Below are 15,380 nucleotides of genomic sequence, written 5' to 3' on the forward strand. Positions count from 1 at the left end.
CAAGTAATTGGACAAATGAAAACACTGGAATATCACGAAACCATATTAAAAAAAGTCAGCTTCGACAAGAGGTTGTTAAAGATGGAACTGAAAAAGGCGGTTCGCAATACCACTTGTTCCGAACAGCCAGTGCTTCTTGAATGGTGCGGAGAGCACCTTGGCGAGGAATACAAAAAAATGGCTGCCGTTTTTATGAAAAATAAGAGCTGTGCTTTTGAAGAGTCGGATTCATGATAGGGTTCCGCTAAAAATTATCGAAACAAAACTTAGAAGATGAAGAATATAAAACGTCAACATATAGCAGTATTTACCTCGGGAGGTGATTCCCCGGGGATGAACGCGGCTTTATACGGAATTGCAAAAAAAGCAGAACAAAGTGGTATCAGGTTAAGTGGTATCCGAAAAGGATATGAGGGCCTAGTAGATGGCGATTTAGTTCTCTTGGACGCCCACAAATTGCAAAAGATGGTACATCGGGGAGGAACATTTTTAAAAACAGCCCGAAGCAAACGCTTTTTAACGCTGGAAGGAAGACAGCGGGCTTTGAGAAATCTTCAAAAAAATGATATAGATGCTCTGATAGCGATAGGTGGTGATGGAACGTTTAAAGGTTTATTGGTTTTTTCGGAAATATGTGACATCCCATTTATAGGCATTCCTGGAACCATAGACAATGATTTGGCAGGCACGGATTTTACGTTGGGTTTTGACTCTGCCGTTAACACCGCCATTGAAAATATTGATAAAATCAGGGACACCGCTGAATCGCATAACCGCGTGTTCATAGTGGAAGTAATGGGAAGGGATTCGGGCTACATTGCCATTCATTCAGCTTTGGGTACTGGTGCGGATGCCATTTTAATTCCTGAAAGCGGGCAGGATTTTGTCCAACTTTTAAAAAGGGCCGCCAACTACAATCGTGAAGATGCATTTATTGTAATTGTTTCTGAAGGAGATGAATTGGGTGCCGAGATTGCCGCATCGAAAATCAAGGAACTGAAGCCTGATGTAGACCTGCGTATAACCAAGTTGGGTCACGTACAAAGAGGTGGAAACCCCTCGGCTGCCGATCGAATGTTGGGGATAAGACTAGGTGTGGCTTCCGTAAAATCAATTCTGAGCGAAAAGAAGAATGTTATGGTCGGGGTTTTGAATAATGAATTAAGTCTTACGCCTTTTGAACAGGTGGTAAAACAACACCAAGTAAATAATGAATTGTACGAACTCGTAAATATTTTTAGCAAATAAAATAACAATAGTAAATGAAAACAACGGTATTCAGCACCCATAAATTCGAAGAATCGTATTTGACATCCGCCAATGACGGCAAACATGAATTGAGGCTACTAGAGGAACGACTGTCCGAGCATACCGTTCCCTTGGCAGAAGGCTCGGAGGCCATAAGCCTATTTACAGGCGATGATGCATCCGCCAACATACTAGAAAAACTAGGTGCGTTCGAAGTCAAATACATAGCTCTTCGTTCGGCAGGCTACAACCATGTGGATATGGAAAAGGCGAATGAAATGAACATCAAGGTGGCTCGTGTTCCCGCATATTCGCCTTACGCCATTGCAGAACACACGGTCGCACTCATATTGGCTTTGAACAGAAAATTGATACGGGCCAACAATAGGGTGCGCGAACAGAACTTTTCCTTGAACGGGCTCACTGGTTTTGATCTGAACGGGAAAACAGTTGGTGTAATAGGTACTGGAAAAATTGGAGGGGTCCTAATCAAAATACTTCATGGTTTTGGCTGTAAAATTCTAGCCTATGATGTCAACAAGGATGAAGACCTAGTAGAAAAATTTGGTGCCCGCTATACCGATTGTAGAACATTATGTGCCGAATCGGATATTATCAGTCTTCACGTGCCTTTGACTACCGACACGAAACATTTAATCGATGCCGAGCAAATTGGGGTCATGAAAAAAGGTGTTATGCTCATCAATACGAGCAGGGGCGGCCTGGTAGATACCAAAGCGGTCATTGAAGGTTTAAAAACAGAAAAAGTCGGATATTTTGGGATGGATGTTTATGAAGAAGAGGAAGGATTGTTTTTTGAAGATCATTCCGATGAGATACTTCAGGATGACGTAATTGCGCGTTTGATGACCTTCAAGAATGTTCTAATAACAAGCCATCAGGCATTCTTGACCGATACCGCATTGACCAATATTGCGGACACTACCGTATATAATCTGGATTGTTTTGAAAAACAAATCGAATCGGGAAACGAAGTCTCCAATGAATAAAGGACAGGCTCCAATTGTAAGCTTTAAAATACATATAAACCTAAAAACAATAGCACTATGAAAAATATATTAGTACCCACTGATTTCTCCGAAAATTGTAACAAAGCCGCCGATTTGGGCATTGAAATGGCCAAACTATATAATGCGGAAATTCATTTCTTTCACTTGATACATACTCCCGTAGACTGGGTCAAACTCGACAAGCTAAAGGAAAAAAGATATCCTAAGACCTTGAAGGAAATCGGATCGGCCAAATCTGCATTGCGGGAATTGGAAAAAAAAGCGGAGAAGGAAAACCTAAAGTGTCGCACCTTCTTGGAGTACCAGATTGAGACCACCAATATTTTAAAACATTCCGGTCATTTTCAACATGATTTTATTATCACGGGGAGTAGCGGCACCAAAGGCACAGCGCGGGAACTGTTTGGCAGCAATGTGGAAAAAATTGTAAGAAAATCAGATGTCCCCGTAATCGTGGTTAAAGAGGACGAAGTTTCCTTTCCTTTTAAAGACATTGTATTTGTTTCTGATTTTATGGAGGATGTGAGTGGTGCTTTCGAACATGTAATCTCAATCGCAAAAAAATGTAATGCACATATTCGTTTGTTGCGCATCAACACCCAAACGGATACCAATAGCATCGCGGCAGGATTAAATCCGATTAAAAGATTCTTGGAAAAGTTTCCCCATTTGAATAATTATTCCATGTACGTCAATAACGAACCGTCCGTAGAAACGGGTATAAACACGTTCCTAAGACACGAACCTGCGGATCTGATTGCTTTGTCCACCCATGGTAGTACAGGCTTTTTGAGCCTGTTTTCCAAGAGCATCGCCGAGGGTGTGGCCAATCATTCGGCACTTCCGGTAATGACAATCAAAATTTAAAAAAAAACATAGATAGTACGATGTCGAATAACTTAAATCAAATACGAGAAAAGCCCTTTTACAAGTTATTGTTGGGAAGAACGGTATTGCCCCTCGTTACCATTTTGGGTATCGGCATCTTGTATGTTATTTTAATGTCAATGGTCGATCATAAATCTTTGCCATTCCACATTATCATTGCAACGGCGGCCTTGGGTAAGACCATCCTGATTACGATGACTACCTTGAAGCGATTGTCGAAATTGATAAAGATCTGTCATTCATTGGAGCGATTGCTTTGGGTTTTTGGGCTGATAATCGTCATAAGCATATTGTCCTTTGCAACCGATTATGCCTGCCTTTTTCAATTCAGCCATACCACATTTGAAGGAGTTCCCGATTATTCAAATTCGTACTTGTATAATTTGTACCACTTTTTCTACTTCAGTGTGATTACTTTTTCAACGGTAGGATACGGCGATATAATTCCAACGTCCGATGTAGCCCGGTTCGTTGTCATGCTCGAAATATTCTTAAGTTTTTTCCTAATCGTATTTGCTTTGGCCAATATTAAAAAAATACACATCAATGGATAAGATACATATCATAAAGGCAAGTGGGGAGAAAGCTCCTTTTGAAATAGGTAAATTAAGGCATTCATTAGAACGGGCCGGTACCGATAAATTGTTGGTCGAAGAGATAGTTCAAGAAATTGATAAGGCAGTTTACGAGGGAATGACCACCAAAAAGATATATCAAATGGCGTTTAAAATATTAAGGAAAAAATCTAGAGTAAGTGCTTCAAAATACAAACTAAAAAAAGCCCTTATGGAATTGGGGCCTTCGGGCTATCCTTTTGAAAAATTTGTTGGTGGCCTCTTAAGTCATGAGGGTTTTGATACAAAGGTCGGGGTAATGGTACAAGGCAATTGTGTTCAGCACGAAGTAGATGTGATTGCCCAAAAAGACAATAAACACTATATGATCGAATGTAAATACCATAGTGATCAGGGGAGGTTTTGTAATGTGAAAATCCCGCTCTATATCCATTCAAGATTTTTGGATGTGGAAAAACAATGGGGAAAACAGCAAGGCCATAAAACCAAGTTTCATCAAGGAGGAGTTTATACCAATACACGTTTTACCACCGATGCCATACAATATGGTACCTGTGTTGGGCTGATGCTTACAAGTTGGGATTACCCGAAAGGGAACGGTCTGAAAGAACGGATAGACAAATCCGGCCTTCATCCCTTAACCTCTTTAACAACATTGACAAAAGCCGAGAAATCCAAATTATTGGATAAAGGCATTGTGCTTTGCAAGGATATTAACGAAAACCCATCACTATTGGAGCAAATAGGTATCGTCAAGCAACGACAAAAAAAAATTCTCGAAGATTCGGAAGAATTATGCACAGCGCATTAAACCAACAAACATTAATTAATCCTAAAAAGAAAACATATGAAAACGGAAGAACTGAAAAAACAGGAGAGTATTGACCTAGAGCCATTTTACCAAGCATTGGAGGATGATTCCAAATTACTTGAAGAAGCTTTTGAAATACTATTGGAGATGGTAAGCACCGATCCGAAATCTGCCAAGAATATGGCAGCTCTCATTAAAAAGGATTTTCATGGTCTCTACAAAGAAATAGCGGAGTTATGCCAACCGGACCAAGATAAAGGGAACACACCTTCCTGCTGTGGGGGACACTAAACAGGTACTATAAATGAAAAACAACAAAATAAACATTCACTTTTTAGGAGCTGCTGGAACCGTTACTGGTTCAAAATATCTCTTGGATACCGGCGAACGCAAAATCTTGATTGATTGTGGCCTTTTTCAGGGATTAAAAGAACTACGCTTAAAAAACTGGGAGCATCCTCCCATTGAAGTCTCGGAAATTGATGCGGTCTTACTAACACATGGACATATGGACCATACAGGCTATCTGCCCAGATTGGTCAAACATGGTTTTAATGGCCCCATCTATGGAACGTACCCCACATTGGACATTGCCAAAATCATATTGAACGATAGTGCCAAGATTCAAGAACAGGAAGCTGAACGGGCCAATAAGGAAGGCTATTCCAAACATAGTCCCGCCGAACCACTTTATGACTTAAAGGATGTTGAAAAAACCGTTCCCTTTTTTAAGGGAGTACCGCCCGGCCAATGGCTGCCCTTGATGAAAAACATAAAAGCTAGATTTCAGTACAACGGCCATATTCTTGGTGCCACCTACATTGAATTGGATGTTCTCGGAAAACGTTTTGTTTTTTCAGGGGATATCGGCAGAACGAACGATTTATTGCTATATCCACCGCTAAAACCAAAAAAGGCGGATGTTCTTTTTATAGAATCGACCTATGGCGGCAGGTTTCATCCCGAAGAAGCAGAGGCACTTCCCGAAATTGAAAAATTGGTCAACAAAACCATTGAAAGGGGCGGAAGCCTTTTCATACCAAGTTTTTCCGTAGAGCGTGCCCAATTGATGATGCTAATATTTTGGAGGTTGTTACAACAAAATAAAATCCCCAAAGTACAGATGATTATGGACAGCCCGATGGGTGCCAACGTACTGGAACTGTTCCATCGTACCAGGGACTGGCATAGGTTGGAAGATGCTGAGTGTGACGAAATGTGTTCACATTTTACGGTAGTAAGCAGTTATCGTGAAACTATGGAATTGAGAAGCGACGATACACCTAAAATCGTCATAGCCGGAAGCGGAATGCTCACAGGAGGTAGAATGCTCAATTACCTCGAAACCCAGGCACAAAACGCCAATAACACCTTGCTTTTTGTGGGCTATCAAGCGGAAGGCACTCGGGGGAGAAAATTGTTGGAAGGCGAGAAGGAATTAAAAGTGTACGGAAAAACTGTATCCTTTCAAATGGAGGTGGCAGAAATAGAAGGTCTTTCGGCACATGCCGACCATTCCGAACTATTGGATTGGCTAAGCAAGGTCGAACAGAAATCTGAAAGGATATTTATTGTTCATGGAGAGATAGAAGGTGCGGAGGCATTGCAAAAAGGCATTAAGGAAACCTATGACTGGGATTCCGAGATTTCTCAGCTATACAATATTGAAGAAATAATACTTAATTAACTGATATGGTCGAACTAATCATTGGGGTACTATTAGGAATTTCCATTGTATTACTTGCAATAAAAACGGGCTTTGATAAGGACAGCAGTTTCTATCCTGTATTATTGATTGCTATTGCTTTCTACTATGTTCTTTTTGCTTTTCAAGCTAACAATACTTACGAAATTATATTCGAAACAAGCATTGCTTTGCTATTCTCGGTAATTGCAATATTAGGGCATCATAGAAACCTAAAAATAGTTGGCATCGCACTGGTATTCCACGGGATATATGACCTTTTTCAAGGTAATATTGTGTTCTCGACAAACCCACCTCAATGGTGGCCACTTTTCTGTTTGGGGGTTGATGTAACTCTCGGTATTTGGCTTCTTTGGACTTCATCGAAACATTTAAAAACCAAATAATGAAAAATAGTATGGAAGAAAAATCAAGTACTTTAAAATATAAACACTTGGGCATTTATACACAGAACGAACATGTGGTCTATATGCGGGAAGATTGCCATGTCTGTGTTTCCGAAGGTTTTGAAGCATTGACCAGAATCAGAGTTTCCAATTTCAATACTTCCATCGTTGCCAGTCTTAATGTAATAACGTCGGATGTGCTGCTAGACGGAGAGATAGGCTTATCGGAAGCGGCGGCGAAAAAATTAAAAGTGTCCGGAAATGAAACACTAAGGGTGTCGCACTTGGAACCTATAGATTCGTTAAGCTATGTACGGGCCAAAATCTACAATCAAAAACTGGATTATATGGCCTTTGATGAAATCATTACGGATATCGTTGAAGGAGATTACTCCAACATTCATCTTTCGGCTTTTATTACGGCCTGTGCCGGAAATAGATTAGATGTCAATGAAATCTCGGATCTCACAAAAGCCATGATTGCCTCTGGAAAGCAACTAAATTGGAACAAAGAAATAGTAGTAGATAAACATTGTATTGGCGGATTACCTGGCAATAGAACAACCCCGTTAGTAGTTGCCATTGTTGCTGCTTATGGACTTACAATGCCAAAAACGTCCTCGCGAGCCATTACTTCGCCCGCTGGTACAGCAGATACTATGGAAGTTCTGACCAATGTAACGCTCTCTTCCGAAGAAATAACGGCTGTGGTAGAAAAAGAAGGAGGTTGTTTTGTTTGGGGGGGTACAGCGCAATTAAGCCCTGCCGATGATGTACTGATTAAGATTGAGAAGGCCTTGGATATCGATAGTGAAGGGCAGCTCATAGCTTCGGTACTTTCAAAAAAATCTGCGGCAGGTTCAACCCACGTTGTTATAGATATTCCCGTGGGAAAAACTGCAAAAGTTAGAAGTGAAGAAATGGCACAAAAACTAAAAAACCATATGGAAATAGTCGGTAACGCTGTTGGGCTTAATGTGAAAGTGGTCATTACAGATGGTACGCAACCTGTAGGGAGAGGAATTGGCCCAGCTTTGGAAGCCATCGATATACTAAAGGTTTTGAAAAATGAGACAGATGCGCCAATCGACCTAATGGAAAGAGCATTGCTTTTGGCTGGCGAACTTATAGAGCTTTCGGGCAAAGTCGAAAAAGGAAAAGGAACGGAAACCGCCAAAGAAGTGATTACATCTGGTAAAGCGTATGAAAAATTCCTTGCCATTTGTAAGGCCCAAGGCCGCTTTTCAAAACCTGTTTTAGCACCTTATAAAATTGAAATCAGAGCAGAAAAATCAGGTAGTCTAAAGCGTATTGATAATCGAAAAATAGCAAAGCTCGCCAAACTTTCGGGTGCCCCTCAATCTAAATCTGCCGGTATTTTATTGAACGTTCATTTAAACGATGAAATAGAAAAAGGCCAGTTGCTGTATACGCTCTTTGCAGAATCGCAAGGGGAGTTGAACTATGCCTTGGAATATTATGAGAGCCATAACGATATTATAACAATAGAATAAAAAAAAGGACAAATGAAAACTATATTATTCAGTCTTCCGGGAAACCAAGAACTCAGGGAATTGTTAGCGGAGAAAATGAAAGCGGAAATCGGGGAATGCACCATACGCAAATTTCCTGACGGGGAATCCTACACGCGTATCCTTTCCGATGTGAAAGACAAATGTGTGGTCATGGTCTGCACCTTGCACGAACCCGATGAAAAACTATTGCCATTGTATTTTTTAAGCCACACCGCAAAATCTTTGGGCGCTATGTGCACTTGCTTGGTGGCTCCCTATTTGGCCTATATGCGACAGGACAAGGTCTTTAATGAAGGGGAAGGCGTCACCTCTAGCTTCTTCGGGAAATTGATTTCGGGTTTTGCCGATAGCATCACCACCATCGATCCCCATTTGCATAGAATACATTCGTTGGGCGAAGTATACAACATTCCGAACAGGGTCATCCATGCTGCTGACGAAATCTCCAAATACATCAAGGAAAACATTCATAATCCAGTACTCATCGGACCCGATTCCGAGAGCGAGCAATGGGTTTCCGATGTGGCGAAAAAGGCAAATGCCCCTTTTACCGTCTTGCAAAAAATCCGTCATGGAGACCGCGATGTTGAGGTTTCCGTGCCGGATGTAGATAAGTATAAGGGGGCAACACCACTTTTGGTAGATGATATTATTTCAACTGCCCGGACCATGATAGAAACAACGGAACATTTAAAAAATGCAGGAATGAAACCACCGATTTGCATAGGTATCCATGCCGTATTTTCAGGAAATGCCTATCAGGATTTATGGGACGCTTATGTGGAGGATATCATTACCTGCAACACTATTCCACACCAGTCAAATAAAATTGATTTGAGCGATGTCATCGCCAAGGAAGTAAAAGAATTGATGCACCACATATGAAAATAGGATTGCACTTAATACTGTTCGTTTTTATGATTTTTTCCGCATACCCACAAGATAAAATGTTGATTGGACAATTGTCCGATAGACTGGTGGTACGGGAAAATTTCAATAACAATGGCGATTTTCTGAACAAGCAAACCTTTAAAGCGGGAAGGCTAAAAGAAGCCAATGGATATTATGAAATTGAGGTTGTAACCGAACTTTTTGATGAAAATGGCACCTCGACCGATAAATATACCACCACTTACCGATGTAAACCGGATGAATCCAGTATTTTGGTAATGGCATTTCCGTTTTCAAACCCAAAATCAAAGGAAACCGAAATCAATACAGTGTCCAAAAATTTCAAGGAACTCTATGATCTAGCGAACTTGGAGAATGTTGAACTCGAAATGAGCTTTGATTCGGGATTGTTGAACTTCTTTGGTTCCAACAGTAAAATTAAAATTTATGACCGGGTATTGGTATCTAACGGAAGTGGGAAAACAATCAAATCCAAAATCAACATAAAGGCCTACGCCATAGGAATACGAATTAAACAATTGGACTATGTTGCAAGTGAAAAACTTACAAATGAGAACTTGTTATCATTCCAGAAATTTACCGAGAAAGACGGCAGCTATTTTACGATGGCATACAAATAATAAATTATGAGAAACTATGACACCCTATCAGAGGCAATTAATGATTTACAGATCAGGGGATATACCTATGATTTTAATTTGGCCCCCGACTGTATAAAATGTGCTTCATTGGAATTGGAAATCCATCCCGAAGATTTTGATGTGGATGAAACCCATCGTTTTGAAGGTATGAGCAGTACGGACGATAACAGTGTTCTTTATGCCATTTCATCAAAAGATGGTAAAAAGGGGCTTTTGGTAGATGCCTATGGGGTCTATGCTGAAAATATCTCGGAAGCAATGCGAAAAAAATTACGATAACCCTTAAATAGAATACTATGGACAATCACGAAAAGCAAAAAAACAAAAAAATAGATCATTCCAAAATGGATCACTCAAAAATGGACCATTCTAAAATGAATCACGACAAAGATGACCATTCAAAAATGGATCACTCGAAAATGGAAGATTTAAAATCCGACGACCATATCAAGATGGATCATAGTAAAATGGATCACGGTTCTGGCGACCATTCAGGTCATAATCCAGGTCACGGTCAAATGGGTCACGACCATCACAAAATGATGATTGCCGATTTTCGAAAACGGTTTTGGGTAACGCTCGTGCTAACCATTCCCATATTGTTCTTCTCGCCAATGATACAGGAGTTTTTCGGATATGAATTTCTCTTACCAGGAAACCCATATATCCTATTTGCACTATCTACCATCGTCTATTTCTTTGGAGGTTGGCCTTTCTTAAAAGGTTTTTGGTCAGAGGTCAAAAAGGGCGCACCTGGAATGATGACCCTAATTTCCATGGCCATAAGCGTTGCCTACTTTTATAGTACTGCCACAGTATTCGGACTAAGGGGCGAAGATTTTTTCTGGGAACTTTCAACACTGATCGCAATTATGCTTTTAGGCCATTGGATAGAAATGAAAAGTGTATTAGGTGCATCAAAGGCCTTACAGCTTTTAGTAAGTATGATGCCAGCCGAAGCCCACAGGGTAAAGGGTGATACTATAGAAGATATTCCCTTGGAAGATTTGTTAAAAGACGATGTGATTTTAGTAAAGCCAGGTGAAAAAGTCCCAGCTGATGGGATTATAGTAGATGGTTCGAGTTACTTAAATGAATCAATGCTTACAGGGGAATCCAAGCCCGTAAAAAAAGATGAGAACGATAAAGTAATCGGTGGTTCAGTAAATGGCAATAGCACTTTGAAAGTAAAGGTTGAACATACCGGTAAGGATAGTTATCTCAACAAAGTAATCACAATGGTTGAGGAAGCGCAAAAGACCAAATCTAAAATGCAGAACCTTTCTGATAGGGCTGCAAAATGGTTGACATACATAGCCCTGGCAATTGGTTTTGGCACATTGGCGGTTTGGTTGATTTTAGGCTTCCCATTTGTATACGCCTTGGAGAGAATGGTTACCGTAATGGTCATTGCCTGCCCTCATGCCCTGGGCTTGGCCATTCCGCTGGTAGTGGCCATATCCACCGCGGTATCTGCTCAAAACGGCTTATTGATCCGTAACAGAACTGCCTTTGAAGAATCTCGTAAAATATCCGCTTTACTATTTGACAAAACAGGAACATTGACCAAAGGGGATTTTGGCGTTACCCGTATTGAATCGGTGGATGAAAAGTATTCAACTGACGAAGTCCTAAGGCTTTCCAGTGCCTTGGAACAAAGTTCAGAACATCCTATCGCGGTTGGAATAATAAAAAAGGTAAAGGAAGATAAAGTTGCCATCCCAAAACCTGAAAATTTCAAAGCGATTACCGGCAAAGGGGTGGAAGCAAATGTAGAGGGCAAAAAAGTAAAAGTGGTCAGTCCGGGTTATTTAAGGGATGAAAAAATCACTATACCTGAAGATGCCTATAGTGACGCTGCTGAAACTGTTGTGTTTGTATTAATCGATGGACAGCTAGCAGGATACATTGCTCTTGCCGATGAAATAAGACCAGAATCTGCGGAAGCTATCAAAATATTCAAAAAGAACAACATCAAAGTCTTGATGGCCACAGGTGACAATGAAAAAACCGCTAAGGCCGTGAGCGACAAACTAGGATTGGATGGCTATTATGCCGAGGTACTACCCCATCAAAAAGTGGAGATCGTAGAAGAGCTACAAAACAAAGGAGAGTTCGTAGCTATGACTGGGGACGGGGTCAATGATGCACCCGCACTTGCTAAAGCTAATGTAGGTATCGCCGTAGGCTCCGGCACCGATGTCGCTGCCGAGACTGCGGACATTATTCTAGTAAACAGTAACCCACAGGATATTGCCAACTTGATTTTATTCGGCAAGGCCACTTACAACAAAATGATTCAGAACCTAATATGGGCTACGGGCTATAACGTAGTGGCCATACCCCTGGCAGCGGGTGTATTGTACTCATCGGGCTTTGTTCTGGGTCCAGCCGTTGGTGCAGTGTTTATGAGTTTGAGTACTGTTATTGTGGCTATTAATGCACAGTTATTGAAAAGGAAAATAGGGAAAAAATAATGAACAAAAAGGAAAAACGCAACAGGATATTTTTAGTCTTGTTGAGTTTATTTGTGGTAATGCTCGGGTACGGGATTTTATTGCCTACCCTCCCGTATTATACGGAAAGATTGGCGTTAAAGGACAATCTGGACACGGATCTGATCAACTTCCATATTGGAATGTTGACCAGTATTTATCCCCTGTTCCAGCTTTTGTTCGTTATCGTCTGGGGCAAGCTTTCCGATAAATGCGGCCGTAAACCTATTATACTATTGGGGCTTGTAGGTTTTGTCGTGATGAACTTGCTAACGGGTCTTGCCACTTCCCTGTCGATGCTATATATAGCCCGTATCATAGGGGGCATCTTTACGTCAGCGGTCATTCCCGTCAGTAATGCCTATTTAAGTGATATTACCTCAGAAAAGCGACGGACAAAAATAATGGCCTGGTCTGGGGTCGCTATCAGTTCCGGTGTCATATTTGGCCCTGTTCTGGGGGGATTTCTGTCGCGAACGAACCTTCACTATACATACTCTTTTGGAGTGTTCCATCTAGACCGTTTTTCGGTTCCCTTTATTTTGGCCGCTCTTTTGGGCTTTGTGGTATTGCTGATAATCATAAAATGGCTAAAGAATACGGAAGTAAAAAGTCGTATTGCTTCTGAGGTAGTCAAATTCAGCTTTTCCCTTAGTAACTATTTTATCATTTTGTTGCTCTTATCCTTTGTGATGCAGTTCGTGGTTACCCTGTTTGAGACCGTGTTTTCAATTTATGGGAAGGATGAGTTGGCCTTTACAACCAATCAGGTGGGTATTGGTTTTATGCTTTGTGGTTCCGTGATGGCCGTTTTGCAACCGGTATTCGCAACCTATGGCGAAAAAATATTGACCTCTAAACAGCAAATAACATTGGGGTTATTGATATCGGGTGTTTCGTTAATCGTCTTCCCTTTTGTGAGTGGTGAACTATACATTTATGTTACTATAATAATTTTCGCAGCCGGGGGAGCCATGGTGACACCAAACCTGCTTTCGGCAGTTTCTTTGATATCCAAGGAAAACACGGGAAGGAATATATCCATTCAAAGTTCCACGAACAGTATCGGTCAAATTTTGGGTCCGGTATTGGGGACTTGGCTGATTGCCGGAGGGTTTTATTACCCTTTCATTATTGCTGGGACAACCGTTTTGGCATCTTTGGGATTGGTTTATTTTTTGAGGAAACAAGATAATGAGGTTGATCAAATCTTATTGGCCGACCAGCATAAAAAAGGGTAGCGATGGACCATAAATATGCAGTTGGAAAACACAGTAAAACAGCATTTCAAAATGCCACAGACAATTCAAAATATGTTGAGTTGGTCCATTCGGGAGAAGACTATTTTTTGCGGTTGGAAAAGTTAATCGATAAGGCGGAAAAGGAAATCCATTTACAAACCTATATTTTTGAAAACGATGACACGGGAAACCGCATATCCTCCTGTTTGAAGGAAGCCGCTCAACGAAAGGTAAAAGTATATGTCTTATTGGATGCCTTTGGTAGTGCGGCATTACCCGATAGTTTTGTACAGGATTTGGTGCAGCATGGTATCTCCCTTCGATTTTTCTCTCCTCTTTTTTCCTATAATAATTTCTATTTAGGTAGGCGAATGCACCATAAAATTGCGGTCGCCGATGAAAAAATGGCACTGATAGGAGGTATCAATATTGCCGATAAATACCATGGAACCCAAGATGAAGAGCCTTGGCTAGATTACGCCGTTCAGTTGAACTGCCCGGCAGCTAAGAATCTGCAAATATTATGTAGCGATTATTTTTATAAAAGGGGAAGCTCAAAAAAAATACCACCCGTGTTACATTCGGCCGGTAGCGCACTCGTGGGAATTTTACAAAACGACTGGCTACAGCAAAAAACGGAAGTCTGTGATGCCTACACGAACGCCTTCATTCATGCTAAAAAGGAAATAGTTATCATAAGCTCGTATTTTTTGCCTGGAAGCAGATTGGCAAAGGCATTGAAAAAGGCCTGTAAAAGAGGAATAAAAACAACGGTAATCTTAGCGGGCATTAGCGATGTGCCTTTGGTAAGTAGGGCTACCGAACATTTGTACTCCTCTTTTCTAGACCACCATATGAGAATCTATGAGTGGAACAAATCCGTAGTACACGGTAAAGCTGCGGTGGTTGACAACAAATGGTCTACCGTAGGCTCATTTAACTTGAACAGTCTTAGTTGCTATGGCAGTATTGAAATGAACGTAGAAGTTCACTCCGGAGAATTTGCCGAAAACCTTCGGGCCGACTTTGAAATGGTTATAAGCCAGTGTAGCGAAATTACAAAGGGAACTCTCAGACAAAGAGCCGATATACTCAATAAGTTGGGTAATTGGATTTCGTATCAAATGGTACGTTCAACCATGCTTTTTCTAACCTTTCTACCGCATTTAAGGTTTTTGAAAAATTATAGGTTATAATATGTTGGCAAGTGGTTAAATGGTTTGGCTTGTTTATCTGTCTATACGGCCAAGGCGATAAATCATGAGGCACAACAACTTAAAAAAGGAAATATATAATCGATGATAGAATACAAGCAGAAACCACACTTTGAAAAACACATATAAGCCATCAGTAATATTCAAAAACAATAGCAATGACAGATTTAACAACTAGTGCGATTGAGCGTGTCCTCAGAAACAATTACCTCGGCCACTTGGCCTATCTATGGCAAGGGAAGCCTTATTTGATTCCCATCACCTATTATTTTGATCCTGCCGACAATACGATCATTAGCTATACCTCGGATGGCCATAAAATCAATGCAATGCGAAATAACAACTCGGTTACCGTACAGGTAGAAGAAATACAATCGATGTTCAATTGGGAATCGGCCATGGTGCACGGCACATTCGAAGAACTTGAGGGCAACATTGCCAAACAAAAGTTACACCTTTTTACAGAAGGCGTGAAGAGCATTATCCGTAGAAAAGAACGGAGAGAGGTTGAGTTTATCAATGAATTTTCGAGCAAATTATACGAAAGGGGAAATCCGATTGTCTATCAGATCAAAATACTTGAGATTTCAGGAAAACGACGGGAAACGTAAAAGCAACATCGCTAATCGGATAGACTTTTTTGGCCTTAACAACCCAACAGGTCTAAATTCCAATGCAAGAATCTTATTTGTATTTTG

17 protein-coding genes are annotated in these 15,380 nt (G+C 40.8%); all 17 read left to right on the forward strand.

Annotated elements, in window-relative coordinates:
- Nucleotides 1-15: 15 nt before the first annotated feature.
- The 17 genes from PY092_RS10805 (at nucleotide 16) to PY092_RS10885 (ending at nucleotide 15,293) form a co-directional block, all read left to right on the forward strand.
- A complete protein-coding gene (locus PY092_RS10805) occupies nucleotides 16-234 on the forward strand; it encodes a hypothetical protein (RefSeq protein WP_275615850.1) in 219 nt (72 codons plus the stop codon).
- A 39-nt stretch (nucleotides 235-273) separates the two neighbouring features.
- Nucleotides 274-1,248, forward strand: coding sequence for an ATP-dependent 6-phosphofructokinase (locus tag PY092_RS10810; RefSeq protein ID WP_275615851.1), 975 nt, complete (start codon nucleotides 274-276; stop codon nucleotides 1,246-1,248).
- 14 nt (nucleotides 1,249-1,262) lie between these two features.
- The gene (locus PY092_RS10815) at nucleotides 1,263-2,258 is read left to right on the forward strand and encodes a 2-hydroxyacid dehydrogenase (RefSeq protein WP_275615852.1); all 996 of its coding nucleotides are present in this window, start codon (nucleotides 1,263-1,265) and stop codon (nucleotides 2,256-2,258) included.
- Nucleotides 2,259-2,315: 57 nt separating this feature from the next.
- Nucleotides 2,316-3,146, forward strand: a complete 831-nt coding sequence (locus tag PY092_RS10820) for a universal stress protein (RefSeq protein ID WP_275615853.1) — start codon at nucleotides 2,316-2,318, stop codon at nucleotides 3,144-3,146.
- Nucleotides 3,147-3,166: 20 nt separating this feature from the next.
- A complete protein-coding gene (locus PY092_RS10825; protein WP_275615854.1) occupies nucleotides 3,167-3,721 on the forward strand; it encodes a potassium channel family protein in 555 nt (184 codons plus the stop codon).
- Nucleotides 3,714-4,553: an ATP cone domain-containing protein gene (locus PY092_RS10830; RefSeq protein WP_275615855.1), complete on the forward strand. Its 840-nt coding sequence runs from the start codon at nucleotides 3,714-3,716 to the stop codon at nucleotides 4,551-4,553. Before PY092_RS10825 ends, PY092_RS10830 begins: the two co-directional genes overlap by 8 nt.
- A gap of 36 nt (nucleotides 4,554-4,589) precedes the next feature.
- Nucleotides 4,590-4,844 (forward strand): hypothetical protein, encoded by a 255-nt coding sequence (locus PY092_RS10835; RefSeq protein WP_275615856.1) that lies wholly within the window; start codon nucleotides 4,590-4,592, stop codon nucleotides 4,842-4,844.
- Between the two features lie 13 nt (nucleotides 4,845-4,857).
- Nucleotides 4,858-6,240, forward strand: coding sequence for an MBL fold metallo-hydrolase (locus PY092_RS10840; protein WP_275615857.1), 1,383 nt, complete (start codon nucleotides 4,858-4,860; stop codon nucleotides 6,238-6,240).
- 5 nt (nucleotides 6,241-6,245) lie between these two features.
- The gene (locus PY092_RS10845; protein WP_275615858.1) at nucleotides 6,246-6,644 is read left to right on the forward strand and encodes a DUF6010 family protein; all 399 of its coding nucleotides are present in this window, start codon (nucleotides 6,246-6,248) and stop codon (nucleotides 6,642-6,644) included.
- The gene (locus tag PY092_RS10850; RefSeq protein WP_275615859.1) at nucleotides 6,644-8,158 is read left to right on the forward strand and encodes a thymidine phosphorylase family protein; all 1,515 of its coding nucleotides are present in this window, start codon (nucleotides 6,644-6,646) and stop codon (nucleotides 8,156-8,158) included. The genes PY092_RS10845 and PY092_RS10850 overlap by 1 nt, the downstream gene beginning before the upstream one ends.
- 12 nt (nucleotides 8,159-8,170) lie before the next feature.
- Nucleotides 8,171-9,064, forward strand: coding sequence for a ribose-phosphate pyrophosphokinase (locus PY092_RS10855; RefSeq protein WP_275615860.1), 894 nt, complete (start codon nucleotides 8,171-8,173; stop codon nucleotides 9,062-9,064).
- A 32-nt stretch (nucleotides 9,065-9,096) separates the two neighbouring features.
- On the forward strand, nucleotides 9,097-9,711 hold the full coding sequence (locus PY092_RS10860; protein ID WP_275615861.1) for a hypothetical protein: 615 nt from the start codon (nucleotides 9,097-9,099) through the stop codon (nucleotides 9,709-9,711).
- Nucleotides 9,712-9,717: 6 nt separating this feature from the next.
- Complete coding sequence (locus PY092_RS10865; RefSeq protein ID WP_275615862.1) at nucleotides 9,718-10,011, forward strand: phosphoribosylpyrophosphate synthetase; 294 nt, start codon at nucleotides 9,718-9,720, stop codon at nucleotides 10,009-10,011.
- A gap of 65 nt (nucleotides 10,012-10,076) precedes the next feature.
- Nucleotides 10,077-12,209, forward strand: a complete 2,133-nt coding sequence (locus tag PY092_RS10870) for a copper-translocating P-type ATPase (protein WP_275615931.1) — start codon at nucleotides 10,077-10,079, stop codon at nucleotides 12,207-12,209.
- On the forward strand, nucleotides 12,209-13,468 hold the full coding sequence (locus PY092_RS10875) for an MFS transporter (protein WP_275615863.1): 1,260 nt from the start codon (nucleotides 12,209-12,211) through the stop codon (nucleotides 13,466-13,468). Before PY092_RS10870 ends, PY092_RS10875 begins: the two co-directional genes overlap by 1 nt.
- Nucleotides 13,469-13,470: 2 nt before the next feature.
- Nucleotides 13,471-14,664, forward strand: a complete 1,194-nt coding sequence (locus tag PY092_RS10880; RefSeq protein WP_275615864.1) for a phospholipase D-like domain-containing protein — start codon at nucleotides 13,471-13,473, stop codon at nucleotides 14,662-14,664.
- A gap of 176 nt (nucleotides 14,665-14,840) precedes the next feature.
- Nucleotides 14,841-15,293 (forward strand): pyridoxamine 5'-phosphate oxidase family protein, encoded by a 453-nt coding sequence (locus PY092_RS10885; RefSeq protein ID WP_275615865.1) that lies wholly within the window; start codon nucleotides 14,841-14,843, stop codon nucleotides 15,291-15,293.
- Nucleotides 15,294-15,380 lie beyond the last annotated feature (87 nt).

The organism is Flagellimonas yonaguniensis (assembly GCF_029193885.1).
In the GTDB taxonomy this organism is placed as follows: Bacteria; Bacteroidota; Bacteroidia; order Flavobacteriales; family Flavobacteriaceae; genus Flagellimonas; species Flagellimonas yonaguniensis.